Genomic DNA, 14,630 nt, shown 5'->3' on the forward strand with positions numbered 1-14,630 from the left:
CCCCCCCCGCGGGGGCGCCCGCGGGGCCCCCCCGCCCCCCCCCCCCCCGTGCGGTGCGTCCGCCCCCGTCCCGCTCGTTGCCAGGTGCCCTGATGTCTACTGCCACCACCACGTCCGACGCTCCCCCCGGAAGGAGGCGCGGGCGCGAGAAGCTCCTCGACTGGAAGCTGTTGATCGGAATCGCCGTGGTGGGCGCCCTGCTGGTCGCCTCCCTGCTGACCGGGGTGTACGACGTGTTCGGTGCCGAGGACGGCAGACAGATGTTCGCCATCACCCGCATCCCCCGCACCGTGGCCCTGGTGCTGGCCGGTGCCGCGATGGCCATGTCAGGGCTGATCATGCAGCTGATGACGCAGAACCGCTTCGTGGAGCCCTCCACCACCGGCACTACCGAATGGGCGGGGCTGGGGCTGATCCTGGTGATGATCGCGGCGCCGTCGGCCTCGATCCTCACCCGCATGGTGGTGGCGATCGTGTTCGCGTTCGTGGGCACCATGGTGTTCTTCGTGTTCCTGCGACGGGTCACGCTGCGCAGCTCGCTGATCGTGCCGATCATCGGCATCATGCTGGGCGCGGTGGTCAGCTCGATCTCCAGCTTCGTGGCCCTGCAGTTCGACGCCCTGCAGAACCTCGGCGTGTGGTTCGCCGGGTCCTTCACCTCCGTGCTGCGCGGTCAGTACGAGGTGCTGTGGATCGTGCTGGCGGTGGGCGTCGCGGTGTTCTTCGTGGCCGATCGCCTCACCGTGGCGGGCCTGGGCGAGGACATCGCCACGAATGTCGGCGTGAACTACCAGCAGGTGGTGCTGCTGGGCACCGGCCTGGTGGCCATCGCCACCGGTGTGGTCACCGTGGTGGTGGGGAGCCTGCCGTTCCTTGGCCTGATCGTGCCCAACGTGGTCTCCATGATCCGCGGGGACGACCTGCGCTCGAACCTGCCCTGGGTGTGCCTGCTAGGCATCGCCGTGGTCACCGTGTGCGACCTGATCGGACGCACCATCATCATGCCGTTCGAGGTGCCCGTCTCCCTGATCCTGGGGATCGTGGGCGCGGCCGTGTTCATCGCCATGATCCTCAGGCAGCGTCGCCGTGGCTGACCGCGACCCGTACCCCATGAACCCGCGCCGCCTCGGGTCCCCGCCCGCCGACGGCGCGGCCGACGTCTCCACCGCCCCCACCGACACCGCGGTGGACCTGGATGCGATGGGCGCGCCCACCTCCCGCCAGGGCAACCGCTGGGCTGCGCGCCGCAAGGACCGAGGCGGAGCGGCCGGGACATCGGCCGGGGCAGGGGCCGGTGCCGCGCGCACCCGCGGCAGCTCCGGGGCGTTCCCGGGTGCCTCATCCCGGCGCCGCTATTGGATCGTGGTGGCGGGACTGGCGGTGCTGGCGCTGGCCTTCGGCTTCGGCCTGCTCGCCGTGGACAACCCCATGCCGCCCGGCTCCCGCGGCTTCTGGCTGATCGCCGAGCTGCGCGCCACCTCCCTGCTGGTGATGCTGATCGCCGCGTTCTGCCAGGCCACCGCCACCATCGCCTTCCAGACCGTCACCAACAACCGCATCCTCACCCCGTCGATCATGGGCTTCGAGTCCCTGTACACGGTGATCCAGACCGGCACCATCTACTTCCTGGGCGTGGCCGGGGTGGTGGCCCTGCAGGGCGCCGGGCAGTTCCTCGCGCAGGTGGCGATCATGGTGGCACTGTCGGTGCTGCTGTACGGCTGGCTGCTGCGCGGGCGCTACGCGAACATGCAGGTGATGCTGCTGATCGGCATCATCATCGGTGGGGGGCTGGGATCGGTCTCCTCCTTCATGCAGCGCCTACTGACCCCCAGCGAGTTCGACGTGCTCACCGCCCGCCTGTTCGGCTCGGTCACCAACGCGGAGGTCGAGTACCTCCCGTACGCGATCCCGCTGTGCCTGACGGCCGGGGTGCTGATCTGGCTGAACGCCCGCACCCTCAACGTGATCGCCCTGGGGCGGGACGTGTGCATCAACATCGGGGTGGACCACGGACGCCAGACCATCTACACCCTGGTGCTGGTCTCCGTGCTGATGGCGGTCTCCACGGCCCTGATCGGACCCATGACCTTCTTCGGCTTCCTGGTCGCCACCCTCACCTACCAGGCCGCCGGCACCCACGACCACCGCCGCCTGCTGCCCGTGGGCGTGCTGATGGGCTTCGTGGTGCTGGCCGGGGCGTACTTCGTGATGAACCACGTGTTCTACGCCCAGGGAGTCGTCTCCATCATCATCGAGCTCGTCGGCGGGACCGTGTTCCTCGCCGTCATCATGCGGAAGGGGCGCCTGTGATCACCATCGACACCGTGCGCAAGCGGTACGTCTCAAGCTCGGGCACCGTGGAGATCGGCCCGGTCTCCATCGAGATCCCCTCGGGCGGCGTGACCGCCCTGGTGGGGCCCAACGGTGCCGGCAAGTCCACCTTGCTCACCATGGTGGGGCGCCTGCTCGGCATCGACGAGGGCGCGATCGAGGTGGCCGGGTACGACGTGTCCTCCACCGCTTCCAAGGACCTCGCCAAGGTGCTCTCGGTGCTGCGCCAGGAGAACCACTTCATCACTCGCCTCACCGTGCGGCAGCTGGTGGGGTTCGGCCGCTTCCCCTACTCGAAGGGGCGCCTGACCGCCCTGGACGAGCAGAAGATCAGCGAGGCCATCGACTTCCTGAACCTCGAGGAGCTCGAGGACCGCTACCTCGACCAGCTCTCCGGCGGTCAGCGGCAGCGCGCGTACGTGGCCATGGTGCTGGCCCAAGACACCGAGTACGTGCTGCTGGACGAGCCGCTGAACAACCTCGACATGCAGCACAGCGTGCAGATGATGGGCCGCCTGCGCGATGCCGCCCGCGAGCTGGGCCGCACCATCGTGGTGGTGCTTCACGACATCAACTTCGCCGCGCACTACGCCGACCACATCATCGCGATGAAGGACGGCGCCGTGGTCGAGCACGGCCCGGTGGAGACGATCATGGACGGCGCCGTGCTCTCGCGCGTGTTCAACACCCCCGTGCAGGTGGTCCAGGGACCCAACGGGCCGCTGGCCGTGTACTACTGAGGCCGCCGCCGCTGGGACAGGCGCGAGCGGCCGCCTCGCCCGAGCGGAGCTGCCTGACAGGGCAGTGTCTCAGTGCCCTGAGTCAGCAGGGTCGCGGCCGGCGCGGCCGTCCTCGCGGTCCAGCTCGTCGATCCGCACCAGCTCGCCCTCGTCCAGGCGCAGCTGCACCGATCCCAGGTTCTCCACGATCCGCGAGGGGGTGACGGACTTCGGTATCGCCACGATCCCGCGCGCCAGGTGCCAGGCCAGCACCACCTGGGCGGGGGTGGCTCCGTGCGCCTGGGCGATCGCGGTGATCGCCTCGTTCTCCAGCAGATCGCTCCTGCCCTGCCCCAGAGGCCCCCAGGCCTGCGTGAGGATCCGGTGCTCGTCGTGGAAGGCGCGCAGCTCCCGCTGCTGGAAGTAGGGGTGCAGCTCGATCTGGTGGATCACCGGGACCACCCCGGTGGCCTCGATGATCTCCTCCAGCTGGGGGAGGGGGAAGTTGGAGACGCCGATGGAGCGCGTCAGGCCGCGCCGCTGCAGTTCGATCAGCGCCTTCCACGCCTCCAGGTACAGACCCTGCTGAGGGAGCGCCCAGTGGATCAGGAACAGGTCCACGTACTCCAGGCCCAGGCGCTCCAATGACGCTTCGCAGGCGGCGATCGCGTCGTCGAAGCGGTGGGCGTCGTTCCACAGCTAGGTGGTCACGAACAGCTCCTGGCGCGGCAGCCCGGAATCGCGGACCGCCCGGCCCACGCCCTCCTCGTTGTCGTAGAGCTTCGCGGTGTCCACGTGCCGGTAGCCCGCCGCGAAGGCCTGGCCGGTGACGTCGGCAGCGACGTCGGAGTCGACCTTGTAGACGCCGTAGCCCAGCTGGGGGATGGAACGGCCGTCGTGGAAGGTGAGAGTGGGGCTGGCGGGCATGGTCTCCTCCGGATCCTCGAGCGCTGCGGACCACCCTACGATGGCCCCATGATCCGAACCGGTGCCCAGGCGGCGGCGCATCCGGCCCGCCCGGGGGTGGCGCGATGACCCCGGCCCGGCAGCCGCGGCTGGCGCCGCTGGACCGGCCCGTCCCCGCCGAGCAGCCGCACTACGACCACCAGCGCGGTCACGCCCCGATCCGGGGCGGCTTCGAGCTGTACGGGCTGCTGGACACCCTGTTCATCGTGGCGGGCCTGGTGCTGTCGGTGTGGCTGGCCGGCCTGTACCTGCTGGAGGGCTTCTCGCTCACCCCGGTGCGGATGCTGTACTTGGTGGGCTTCTGGCTGCTGCTGACGTACATCGCGCTGCCCCGCCTGCACCAGCTGATGACCTGGATCTACCTGCCGGACTACTTCATCGGCCGCACCCGCACCGTCGAGGGCGTGCTGTCGGACCCGATCAACCTGGCCTTCGACGGCGACGAGGCCGATCTGCACGTGGCCATGCGCCGGGCCGGCTGGGTGCTCGCCGAGGAGCGCACCGTGGGCTCGGCCTGGGACATGGTGCGGGCCACGCTGCTGCGCCGCTCCTACCCGGAGGCGCCCGTCTCGGACCTGTTCCTGATGGGGCGGCGGCACGACTTCACGTACCAGCAGGAAGTGGGCGGCACCACCGCCAAGCGCCACCACGTGCGCTTCTGGAGGATGCCGCGCAGCTTCTCCCTGCCCGGCGGGTACCGGGCCGACTGGCTGGCCGCCGGCACCTACGACCGCGCCGTCGGCTTCTCCTTCTTCACCCTCCAGTTCACCCACCGCATCGACGAGAACATCGACGTGGAGCGCGACTACGTGATCGACACCGTGCGCTACGCCGACCCCCGGGTGCAGGTGGAGGTGATCCGTGAGTTCTCCGCCGCCTACCATCACCGCAACGGCCAGGGCGACCGGATCCGCACCGACGGCGACCTGCCGATCATCGACGTGGCCGGGGCCGCTGCGCGCTCCGACGGCGCCACCGCGATGATGCTGCAGCGGCACCGGCCCACCGGCACCAGCGTATGGCGGGCCCGCGCCGTCTCCTCCGCCCACAGGGCACTGCGGCTGCGCTCCGACGCGAGCGGGCGGCAGCCTGCCACCCGCCCCGACCTGGCCGGTGCCTGGCACGAGACCCTCGACGACCTGCACGAGACCATCTCCGGCGCGGCCGACCACCACCTGCCGCCGCCCACCGTCGTCTTCACCGCCGCCCTGGTGCTGCTGCAGACGATCCCGGTGATCGCCCAATGGGTGGCCCGGGCACTGGGGGAGGACCTCTCGATGCTGTTCGCCGACGCCTTCCTGGTGTTCCCCGAGCCGACGGAGCTGATCCAGGTCTCGGTGTTCGTGGGAGCGCTCGTCGCGCTGGTGATCGGGGTGTTCCGACGCAGCCGCTGGGCCCGCGTGGGCCTGATGGCGCTGTTCACCGCCGATGCGGTGCTGCGCCTGCTGGTGGCCTCCACCGCCGGGAGCGACGCCGCCCATGCCCTGCTGGTGGGTGCCGGCGCCTCCGCGCTCGGCGTCATGGCGATCACCTCGGACGCCTCCCGACTGTGGGTGCAGACCCCGCGCCTGCCCTCTCGGTCCTCGCGCCACTCCACCTCCGGGGCTCCACCTCGCAGCGTGGGGTGATGGAGTCGTCGGTGCCGAGGGTGCTGGTCAAGCCGCCCAGCTTCGTCGCGCCCGCGCGGCCCGGAGCGAGCGAGGGAGGCCGGGTGCCCCTGTGTCCGAGCATGCCGTCCGGTTCCTGACTCATTGCCGGCTCCAGACCGGACGTTCACGTCCCTGTCACGGTCGCGTGAGGCACCCGTCATCTTCGAGGAGGACCGTCGGCCGCGCCCCACAGCGTGCCCGCCACGGTCGCGCTCTCTCCTCACGAAGGCTCCTCCCATGCCCCGTCTGAACCTCCCCCTGCTCATGGACGGCCACACCCGCGGCAAGCGCTCCGCGGTGACCTGCGCACTCAAATGCGGCAACCAGTGCATCGGTGCCGACTGCAACACCTCCACCAACGCCTACTTCCGCGACATCGCCGCCGGTGCCCTGTCCCGTCGTGCGCTCATCGGCGGCGGCACCGGTGCGATCGCCATCGCCGTGGCCGGCACCCAGGGAGCCCTCGCGGACGGCCCCGCCGCCGCCAAGCCCGGGAAGGGGAACGGGAAGGGCAAGGGCGGCAGGCCCGACGCCGCCCCGAACGGCTCCGAGCTGGTGTTCACCCCGATCGCACCCGTGGACGCCGCGGCCGACGAGTTCACCGTTCCCGAGGGCTTCACCTGGCACCCGATCATCCGCTGGGGCGACCCGATCTTCGAGGACGCACCGGAGTTCGACTGGCACGCCCAGAGCGCCGAGGCGCAGAACCTTCAGTTCGGCTACAACAACGACTACACCGAGATCCAGGAGGTGCCCGGCACGAACGGTCGCCGCGCGGTGATGTTCGTGAACCACGAGTACACCAACGAGAACATCATGTTTCCGCCCACCATGAGCGCCGAGGAGGTCATCGAGGTGGGCATGGCGGCCCACGGCCTGACCGTGGTGGAGCTGGAGCGCAGGAACCACAACTTCCCGTACCGGTACGTGCGCGGGGCCGAGCTGAACCGCCGCATCCTGCTGTCGGACACCTTCGAGCTGACCGGCGCCGCCGCTGGCTCCGACCTGGTCACCACCATCGAGGACCCCGAGGGCCGCCACGTGCTGGGCACCCTGGGCAACTGCGCCGGCGGTCTCACCCCGTGGGGCACCCTGCTCTCGGGCGAGGAGAACTTCCACTCCTACTTCCGCGCACCCGGCACCACCGCCGAGGAGAAGCGCTACGGGCTGGCCGACGCCCCCACCGCCCGCGGCTGGGAGAACGCCCACGAGCGCTTCGACACCCGCAACGAGGGCTACCGGAACGAGGCCAACCGCTTCGGCTACATCGTCGAGGTGGATCCCTGGGACCCCACCTCCACGCCGAAGAAGCACACCGCCCTGGGCCGCTTCAAGCACGAGGGCGCCAACGTGATCATCGCCGAGGACGGCCGCGTGGTCGCCTACTCCGGTGACGACGAGCGCTTCGACTACCTGTACAAGTTCGTCTCCGCCAAGAAGTACGTCGAGGGCGATCGCGCGCACAACATGACCCTGCTGGAGGAGGGCGACCTGTACGTCGCCCGCTTCGACGGCAACTCCCCGGCCGCCGAGATCGACGGCTCCGGGGACCTGCCCTCCGACGGTGCGTTCGACGGCACCGGCCAGTGGCTGCCCCTGGTGCTGGACGGGGCCTCCCAGGTGCCCGGCTTCACCGTGGAGCAGGTGCTGGTCCACACCCGCCTCGCGGCCGACGCCGTGGGCCCCACCAAGATGGACCGCTGCGAGGACGTCGAGCCCTCTGTCCACACCCGGCGCGTGTACGTGGCCTGCACCAACAACTCCAACCGCGGCGTGGGCGCCAACGCCGGCCCCGATGAGGCCAACCCCCGCACCGCCAACCGCGACGGCCATGTGATCGAGATCGACGAGCTGGGCGACCAGACCTCCACCTCCTTCGCCTGGAACCTGCTGCTGGTGTGCGGCGATCCGGAGACCGATCAGGGCACCTACTTCGGTGGCTTCCCCGAGGATCAGGTCTCCCCGATCTCCTGCCCCGACAACCTGGCCTTCGACTCGGTGGGCAACCTGTGGATCTCCACCGACGGCCAGCCCGCCGGCATCGGCTACAACGACGGCCTGTTTCGCGTGACCCTGGACGGCGAGGCCCGCGGCCGCGTCGAGCAGTTCCTGTCCGTCCCCCGCGACGGCGAGACCTGCGGGCCGATCGTGCGCGACCGGGACCGCACCGCCTTCGTCTCCGTGCAGCACCCGGGGGAGGATGGCGAGTGGGGCGCCCACACCTCGTACTTCCCCGACTACGACGGCACCGGCCCCAAGCCCTCGGTGGTCCAGGTGATGCCCTCCAAGCCCGGCAAGGGCAAGGGCCGCGGCAACGGGAACGGGAACGGCAAGGGGAAGGGCAACGGCAAGGGGAACGGTCGGGGCTGACCCACCCCGCGCCGTCATGAGTGGAGCAGTTCGGTCGCTTCCCGACGCTGGAAACAACCGAACTGCTCCACTCGCGTGACGAGGGGTGCTGAGGTGGTCCGTGCCGCGAGGTCCTGTCGTAACCCTGCGCTGCGGGATCCTGAGGGGGCGCGTCCCGCGGGATCCCGCCGCGAGACCGTCCCGGGGGCGTGCGCCCGGCAGTGATCCTCGCCACCCCCGCGTCGCCCGCCCCGTGGCTCGCCAAGGCGCCCGCACTGTCCCCGCACCGCCCCCCGAGGCTTATTCCTCTCGCGCGCACGCGAGGGAGGCCCTGGCCGTCGGTGCCCCTCATCACTGGGAGAAGTCTTGGGACGGGTTGTGACCAGTCGATAAGATGCTGGCCATGTCCCGCCACGATGCCACCTCCTGCCCTGTTCGGGGGTGGTGATGGTGTCCGTGCTGTGGACGGTGCTGAGCCTGGGCGCCACGGTGGCTCTCACCCCGGTGCTCGACAAGCTGATGGGCCGCGCCGCCTGCTACGTGCTGGCCGTCCTCTACCTCGTCGCCGCCGGCGCACTGATCCCCGCCTCGGCTGCCGTGCTGGCCGGCACCGATGATCCGACCACCGCCTTCTCCGTCCCCTGGGCACCCGCATGGGGGGCCGACTTCGCTCTGCAGGCCGACGGCGTGGGCATCGTGTTCTCGATGATCGCGCTGGTGATCGGCGCGGTGGTGCTCGTGTACTCGGCCCGCTACCTCGACCCCGGGCGGCAGCTCAGCTTCTCGCTGGTGATGGCCCTGTTCACCCTGTCGATGGTCACCCTGGTGCTGGCCGACGACCTGGTGCTGCTGTTCATCACCTGGGAGCTCACCTCGATCGCGTCGTTCCTTTTGATCGCCCGCAGCGGGGGAGCAGGCCAGGCGGCCTCCATGCGCACCCTGCTGATCACCTTCCTGGGCGGGCTCTCGCTGCTGACCGCGGTGTCGCTGATGGTGTGGCGCCTGGGCACCACGTCGGTCTCCGAGGTGCTCGCCTCGGACGTGTGGGCGCCCGGAGACGGCTTCACCACCCTGATCGCCCTGCTGGTCGCCTTCGCGGCCTGCACCAAGTCCGCCCAGTTCCCCTTCCATGTGTGGCTGCCCGACGCGATGGCCGCCGCCACCCCCGTCTCCGCCTACCTGCACGCCGCCGCGGTGGTGAAGGCGGGCATCTTCCTGCTACTGCGCTTCAGCCCCGCCTTCCACGACGTGACGGCCTGGAACGTGGTCCTCATCGTCGCGGGCCTGATCACCGCGTTCGTGGGCGGCTTCCTGGCCCTCCAGCAGTCGGACCTGAAGAAGCTGATGGCCTACTCGACCGTCAGCCAGCTGGGCCTGATCGTCACCGTGATCGGGGTGGGCACCGAGCTGGCCATCCTCGCCGCCATCGTGCACACCATCGCCCACGCCCTGTTCAAGTCGGGCCTGTTCATGATGGTCGGCGTCATCGACCACTCCGTGCACACCCGCGAACTGCGCCGCATGCCGGCGATGTGGCGCGCCCTGCCCGCCACCTTCGTGGTCACCGTTCTGGGCTGCATGTCCATGGCCGGGCTGCCGCCGATGCTGGGTTTCGTCTCCAAGGAGTCCCTGCTTACCGGCGCGCTCGATGCCCCCGGCGCCGCCTGGACCGGCTGGGTGGTGGCCCTCGGCATCGCCGGTGCCAGCGTGATCACCTTCGCCTACTGCGCCAAGATCGTGCTGGGCGCCTTCGTCGACGGCCGCGACCCCGCCCTCGACCCCGCCGACGACGCCCGGGCCGACGAGACCGGTGCCGTCGTCCGTGCGGCCGACGTGCACCGCCCCGAGCCGCTGCTGCTGTGGCCCGCCGCCCTGCCGATCCTGGTGGGCCTGCCGCTCGCGCTGGTGGTCGGGGTGCTGGACACCCCCGTCGGCCGGGCCGTGGAATCCGCCCTGGGCATCGAGGGCGCGGAGCCCCACCTGGCCTTCTGGCACGGCCTGACCCCGGAACTGGCCCTCACTGCCGGCGTGATCGTGCTGGGCACCCTGATCGCACTGGGCCGCCGCCGCATCCTCCCCGCCCTCGAGGATCGCCCCTTCCCGTACGACGGCGCCCGGGTGCTGGGTGCGGTGGATCGCGCCGTGGAGAAGCTGGCGGCCGTGCTGGTGCGGCCCATCGCCTCCGACGACCCGATGCGCCACCTGGCCGCGATCGTGATCGCCTTCGCTACGGTGCTGCTGGGCTCCCTGGCCGTGGTGCTCGACGACCTCGCCCCCCTGCAGCCGAACCTGAACCGCCCGATCGACGCGGTGCTGCTGGTGCTGATCACCGCCGCCGTGCTCGTGGTGTGCACGCGACGGGACCGGATCGGCGCGGCCGTGTCGCTGTCGGCCGTGGGCATCCTCGCCACCGTGCAGATCCTCTCGCTGGGCGCCCCCGACGTGACGCTGACCCAGCTGCTGGTCGAGTCGCTGACCATCATCGTGATCATGCTGGTGCTGCAGCGCCTGCCGCGCACCTTCGTGGCCCCGGGCCGCTCCGGCCGTCGCGGCGCCCTGGTGCCCGCCGTGCTGGTGGGCCTGGCCGCCGGCGCAGGCACGTTCATGTTCATGGGCCGCCGCGGTCGCAGCGAGGTCGCCGAGTACTACATCGCCAACGCCGAGGAGATCACCGGCGGGCACAACATCGTCAACGTGATCCTGGTGGAGTTCCGTGCACTGGACACCCTGGGCGAGCTGTCCGTGCTGGGCATGGCCGGGGTGGCCATCGTCGCGGTGCTCTCCAGCGTGCGCGACAGGTTCATCGATCCCGGCACCGTCGAGCCGCCCGCGCCCGACGCCGATGCGGTGGAGCGCGCCGAGCACGACCGCGAGCCCGTGCTGCGTGAGGCGGGCACTGCCGCGCACCGCGCCATCTCCTCCGCCTGGAGCAACTCCGCCGCCCTGCAGCTGATGGTGAGGGTGGTGGCCCCGATCCTCGCGGTCATCTCCGCCCTGCTGTTCTGGCGCGGCCACAACGCCCCCGGTGGCGGCTTCATCGCCGCCCTGGTGGGCTCGGCGATCGTGGCGCTGCTGTACCTGTCCACCTCCTCGGACCGTCAGATCGGCCCGCCCCGCGTACCGCTGCACCTGATCGGCGGCGGCATCGTGGTGGCCCTGGGTGCCGGGTTCCTCGGGTATCTCAAGGGCGGGTTCCTGGAGCCGCTGCACGGATACCTGTTCGGCGTGCACCTGACCACCTCGATGATCTTCGACGTGGGCGTGTACCTCGCAGTGCTGGGCCTGGTCATGATCGCGGTCAACCTGCTGGGCGTCAGCGGGTCCCCGTCCACCACTCCATCGGGCGTGGACAGCGGCACCCGCGCCGAGGACGCCGTGGAGGGCACCCGTGAGCGTGTCGACGAGGCCGTCGAGGGCGAGCTGCCCGGGCCTCTGGAGACCACCCGTGGCGAGGCGCTGCCGGATCGTCGCCGGGTCGGTGTGCGCACCTCCCACCTCACCTCCGGCATCAGGCCGAAGGAGGTCGGACGACGATGATCATCTCCCTGACCGTGGCCGTGCTGGTGACCGGCGGTGTGTACCTGCTGCTGCAGCGCAGCATGGTGCGCGTGGTGTTCGGCATGACGCTGCTGAGCCATGCCGCCAACTTCATCCTGCTCTCCGCCGGGGTGCCCGGCTGGCGCGCCGAGCCGCTCACCGACGTGTCCGGCCGCCCCGAGATGGCCGACCCGCTGCCGCAGGCCTTCGTGCTCACGGCCATCGTGATCACCATGGCGGTCACCATCTTCATGCTGACCCTGGCCGTGCTGGGCCGTGACGACGACATGGCCGAGCACCCCGAGACGGGGGAGACGCGAGACTCATGATCCCTGCTGTCGCTCCCTCCCTGCTGCCCCTGTTCGTGGTCATCCCCCTGCTGGGGGCCGGCCTGCTGGTGGTCGCGCGCCGCCACGCCGTCGAGGTGGCCGCGCTGCTCACAGTGCCCGTGGTGATGATCCTGGGCGCCCTGTGGCTGCTGCTGTTCCACCGCACCGAGCCGCCGCTGTCCCACGCCGTCGGCGGCTTCGCCGACGTCCTGGCGATCCCCTTCGTCTCGGACTCCCTGAGCGCCCTGATGCTGCTGGTCACTGGCATCGCCACGCTGGCCGCCAGCGTGTTCCTGGTGCTGTCGGGGGAGTCCCGCTACCGCTTCGTGCCGCCCCTGGTGCTGCTGCTGACCGCCGGCGTCAACGGTGCCCTGCTGACCGGCGACCTGTTCAACCTGTTCGTGTGGGTCGAGGTCATGCTGATGCCCTCCTACGCCCTGATCGCCGTGACCGGCACCTGGCGCAGGCTCGGCATCGGCCGCATGTTCGTGCTGGTCAACCTGCTCACCTCCACCGTCCTGGTGATCGGCGTGGGCTTCGTGTACGGCACCGCGGGGACCGTGAACATCGCGGCCCTGGAGGGCGCCGGCAGTGAGGACCCCGTGACCGCCGCGGCGCTCGCGGTGGTGCTGCTGGCGCTGGCCGTCAAGGGCGGCATGGTGCCCGTGCACTCCTGGCTGCCGCGCGCCTACCCCGCCACCTCGGCCGGCATCATGGCGCTGTTCTCCGCGCTGCACACCAAGGTCGCCCTGTACGCGATGTTCCGCATCACCGCGGTCACCTTCTCGGACGGGCTGCCGTTCCTGTCGGTGCTGGTGGTGCTGGTGATCGCCACCATCCTGGTGGGCGCCTTCTCCACGGCGGGATCGAACCGCATCCGCACCGCCCTCGGCCATCAGATGGTCGCCGGCGTGGGCCACATCCTGCTGGGCCTGGTGCTGCTGACCGAGGTCTCCTTCGCCGCCGGCATCCTGTACCTGGTCCACCACGTGATCACCATGTCGGGCCTGCTGCTGACCACGGGCGCGATCGAGCACACCTACGGCTGCGGCCGCTTGGACCACATCTCGGGCCTGGCCCGCCGCGACCCGTGGGTGATGGCCGTGATGGCCGTGGGCCTGTTCAGCCTTGTGGGCCTGCCACCCACTTCCGGCCTGTGGGGCAAGGTGGGCCTGATGCGGGCCTCTGCGGAGCAGGCCACCGCCGGTGACATCGTGCTGGGCTGGGCGGCGCTGATCGCGATCGTGCTGGCCTCCGTCGGCTCCCTGCTGGGCCTGCAGCGGATGTGGCGCGGCATGGCCTGGGGCGAGGACATGACCGTGTACCGTCCCGACGATCCCGCCCGCGGCCGCGGCAACCCCGTCGAGCTGCCCGCGGACCACCGCATCCCGCTGCGGATGCTGCTGCCCGGTGCCGCGATGATCGCGCTGTCCCTGGCCATCTTCGTGGGCATCGGCGCACTGTTGCCCGCGGTGGACGCCGGCGCCCACGACCTGATGGACGCCCGCACCTATGTGGAGGCGGTGATGGGCGGATGATTCGCTTGTGGTACGGCCTGACCTACGTGCTGTGGATCGTGGTGGAGATCGTCAAGGGCTCCATGGACGTCGCCAAGGGCGCCTACAGCCGCGGCACGAAGTCCTCCCCGGCGATCGTGGAGTTCCCGCTGCGATGCACCACCGACGCCGAGATCATCGCGATGGCCTCCTCGATCACCATCACCCCGGGCACGCTGGTGGTGGGCACCGCCCACGGCACCGAGGCGGAGCACCCCAGCCTGTTCGTCCACGCACTGTTCGCCGAGTCCCGGGAGCAGGTGCTCGCTGACCTCACCGACATGGAGGACCGACTGCTGCGCGTCACCCGCGGCCGCGCCGGCGCCCAGGACGACCCGGCGCGCGGCTCCGGCGGCACCACCGACCCCGACCATGCCGACGGGCGAGCGGCCCGCCGCATCGACGAGGGGCCGCACCGCGAGGTCGCACCCAGCGAACCCGTCGTCGGAGAGGAGGAGCGATGAGCGTCATCCTGTGGCTGACCATTGCCATCCTGAGCGCTGCGATCCTGGTGGGCCTGTTCCGCGTTGCCACTGCTCCCGATGCCGCCAGCCGCGCCGTGGTCGGTGACCTGGTGTTCTTCTCCGCCATTGGCATCATCGCGGTGATCGGTCTGGTCCACGAGTCGGCAGTGTCGGTCGATGCCACGTTGATCGCCTCGGTGCTGGGAATCCTCGCCACCGTGGCCCTGGCCCGCATCCTCACCAGGGGGCGCCGATGAACTCCGTGCTCGATATCGTGCTCGCGGCGCTGGTGGCGGTGCTGCTGCTGGGCGGCGCGTTCTGGATGCTCACCTCGGCGCTGTCCATGTTCCACGCCCGCGACTCCCTGAGCCGGGTCAACGTGCTCTCGCCCGCCACCGGCCTGGGGCTGCCCATGATCGTGCTGGGCACCTTCCTGGAGCACACCCGGGTGGACGGTTTCGATGTGGCGACGCTGCTGAAAACGCTGTTCACGGTGGTCGCCCTGATCATCGTGTCCTCGATCGCATCGAACGTGCTGGCCCGCGCCGCGTACCTCTCGGGCGCACCGGTGGATCCGCGCACGGCCCCCCAGGACCTGGCCCGCGCGCCCGGCGAGGGCGATCAGGTGCCGCACAGCGAGGATCGCTGAGGCCGGGCCTGGTTCGCTCCGCGAGGATGAGCCGGCAAGCAGTGCTCGTGGGCCTTGTCCATCAAGTGGTGCGGGGAGCGG

At 70.5% G+C, this 14,630-nt stretch carries 11 protein-coding genes and 1 pseudogene; 11 read left to right on the forward strand and 1 reads right to left on the reverse strand.

Going from position 1 to position 14,630, the window contains the following annotated elements; genetic code table 11:
• Positions 1–92: 92 nt before the first annotated feature.
• Genes M4D54_RS02610 through M4D54_RS02620 form a run of 3 tightly spaced genes read left to right on the forward strand, consistent with a single transcriptional unit; the run spans position 93 to position 3,071 of the window.
• Positions 93–1,094: an ABC transporter permease gene (locus tag M4D54_RS02610; RefSeq protein WP_259890183.1), complete on the forward strand. Its 1,002-nt coding sequence runs from the start codon at positions 93–95 to the stop codon at positions 1,092–1,094.
• A 16-nt stretch (positions 1,095–1,110) separates the two neighbouring features.
• Complete coding sequence (locus M4D54_RS02615) at positions 1,111–2,310, forward strand: iron chelate uptake ABC transporter family permease subunit (protein WP_396121466.1); 1,200 nt, start codon at positions 1,111–1,113, stop codon at positions 2,308–2,310.
• Positions 2,307–3,071: an ATP-binding cassette domain-containing protein gene (locus tag M4D54_RS02620; RefSeq protein ID WP_311199661.1), complete on the forward strand. Its 765-nt coding sequence runs from the start codon at positions 2,307–2,309 to the stop codon at positions 3,069–3,071. Before M4D54_RS02615 ends, M4D54_RS02620 begins: the two co-directional genes overlap by 4 nt.
• Positions 3,072–3,140: 69 nt before the next feature.
• Here M4D54_RS02620 and M4D54_RS02625 read toward each other — a convergent pair.
• Positions 3,141–3,977, reverse strand: a pseudogene (locus M4D54_RS02625) (aldo/keto reductase).
• A gap of 104 nt (positions 3,978–4,081) precedes the next feature.
• Between M4D54_RS02625 and M4D54_RS02630 the strand changes: the two are divergent.
• The 8 genes from M4D54_RS02630 (at position 4,082) to M4D54_RS02665 (ending at position 14,549) form a co-directional block, all read left to right on the forward strand.
• On the forward strand, positions 4,082–5,644 hold the full coding sequence (locus M4D54_RS02630) for an LssY C-terminal domain-containing protein (RefSeq protein WP_259890184.1): 1,563 nt from the start codon (positions 4,082–4,084) through the stop codon (positions 5,642–5,644).
• A 258-nt stretch (positions 5,645–5,902) separates the two neighbouring features.
• Positions 5,903–8,035, forward strand: a complete 2,133-nt coding sequence (locus M4D54_RS02635) for a PhoX family phosphatase (RefSeq protein WP_259890185.1) — start codon at positions 5,903–5,905, stop codon at positions 8,033–8,035.
• Positions 8,036–8,461: 426 nt separating this feature from the next.
• Positions 8,462–11,551 (forward strand): DUF4040 family protein, encoded by a 3,090-nt coding sequence (locus M4D54_RS02640; RefSeq protein WP_259890222.1) that lies wholly within the window; start codon positions 8,462–8,464, stop codon positions 11,549–11,551.
• Positions 11,548–11,880: a Na+/H+ antiporter subunit C gene (locus M4D54_RS02645; RefSeq protein WP_017823398.1), complete on the forward strand. Its 333-nt coding sequence runs from the start codon at positions 11,548–11,550 to the stop codon at positions 11,878–11,880. Before M4D54_RS02640 ends, M4D54_RS02645 begins: the two co-directional genes overlap by 4 nt.
• Complete coding sequence (locus M4D54_RS02650) at positions 11,877–13,418, forward strand: monovalent cation/H+ antiporter subunit D family protein (RefSeq protein ID WP_193865083.1); 1,542 nt, start codon at positions 11,877–11,879, stop codon at positions 13,416–13,418. The genes M4D54_RS02645 and M4D54_RS02650 overlap by 4 nt, the downstream gene beginning before the upstream one ends.
• Positions 13,415–13,900 carry a Na+/H+ antiporter subunit E gene (locus M4D54_RS02655; protein ID WP_193865084.1) on the forward strand — a complete coding sequence of 162 codons (486 nt, stop codon included), beginning with the start codon at positions 13,415–13,417 and terminating at the stop codon, positions 13,898–13,900. The genes M4D54_RS02650 and M4D54_RS02655 overlap by 4 nt, the downstream gene beginning before the upstream one ends.
• Positions 13,897–14,157 (forward strand): monovalent cation/H+ antiporter complex subunit F, encoded by a 261-nt coding sequence (locus M4D54_RS02660; RefSeq protein WP_259890187.1) that lies wholly within the window; start codon positions 13,897–13,899, stop codon positions 14,155–14,157. The genes M4D54_RS02655 and M4D54_RS02660 overlap by 4 nt, the downstream gene beginning before the upstream one ends.
• Positions 14,154–14,549, forward strand: coding sequence for a monovalent cation/H(+) antiporter subunit G (locus tag M4D54_RS02665; RefSeq protein ID WP_259890188.1), 396 nt, complete (start codon positions 14,154–14,156; stop codon positions 14,547–14,549). Before M4D54_RS02660 ends, M4D54_RS02665 begins: the two co-directional genes overlap by 4 nt.
• Positions 14,550–14,630: the final 81 nt, after the last annotated feature.

Source organism: Brachybacterium sp. p3-SID1565, assembly GCF_025143785.1.
Taxonomy (GTDB): Bacteria; Actinomycetota; Actinomycetes; order Actinomycetales; family Dermabacteraceae; genus Brachybacterium; species Brachybacterium epidermidis.

Excerpts from the sequence above, each read along its gene's own strand:
- M4D54_RS02660 (WP_259890187.1), top strand. The coding sequence starts at position 13,897 with ATGAGCGTCATCCTGTGGCTGACCATTGCCATCCTGAGCGCTGCGATC.
- M4D54_RS02635 (WP_259890185.1), top strand. The coding sequence starts at position 5,903 with ATGCCCCGTCTGAACCTCCCCCTGCTCATGGACGGCCACACCCGCGGC.
- M4D54_RS02630 (WP_259890184.1), top strand. The coding sequence starts at position 4,082 with ATGACCCCGGCCCGGCAGCCGCGGCTGGCGCCGCTGGACCGGCCCGTC.
- M4D54_RS02610 (WP_259890183.1), top strand. The coding sequence starts at position 93 with ATGTCTACTGCCACCACCACGTCCGACGCTCCCCCCGGAAGGAGGCGC.
- M4D54_RS02650 (WP_193865083.1), top strand. The coding sequence starts at position 11,877 with ATGATCCCTGCTGTCGCTCCCTCCCTGCTGCCCCTGTTCGTGGTCATC.
- M4D54_RS02655 (WP_193865084.1), top strand. The coding sequence starts at position 13,415 with ATGATTCGCTTGTGGTACGGCCTGACCTACGTGCTGTGGATCGTGGTG.
- M4D54_RS02640 (WP_259890222.1), top strand. The coding sequence starts at position 8,462 with ATGGTGTCCGTGCTGTGGACGGTGCTGAGCCTGGGCGCCACGGTGGCT.
- M4D54_RS02615 (WP_396121466.1), top strand. The coding sequence starts at position 1,111 with ATGAACCCGCGCCGCCTCGGGTCCCCGCCCGCCGACGGCGCGGCCGAC.
- M4D54_RS02645 (WP_017823398.1), top strand. The coding sequence starts at position 11,548 with ATGATCATCTCCCTGACCGTGGCCGTGCTGGTGACCGGCGGTGTGTAC.
- M4D54_RS02665 (WP_259890188.1), top strand. The coding sequence starts at position 14,154 with ATGAACTCCGTGCTCGATATCGTGCTCGCGGCGCTGGTGGCGGTGCTG.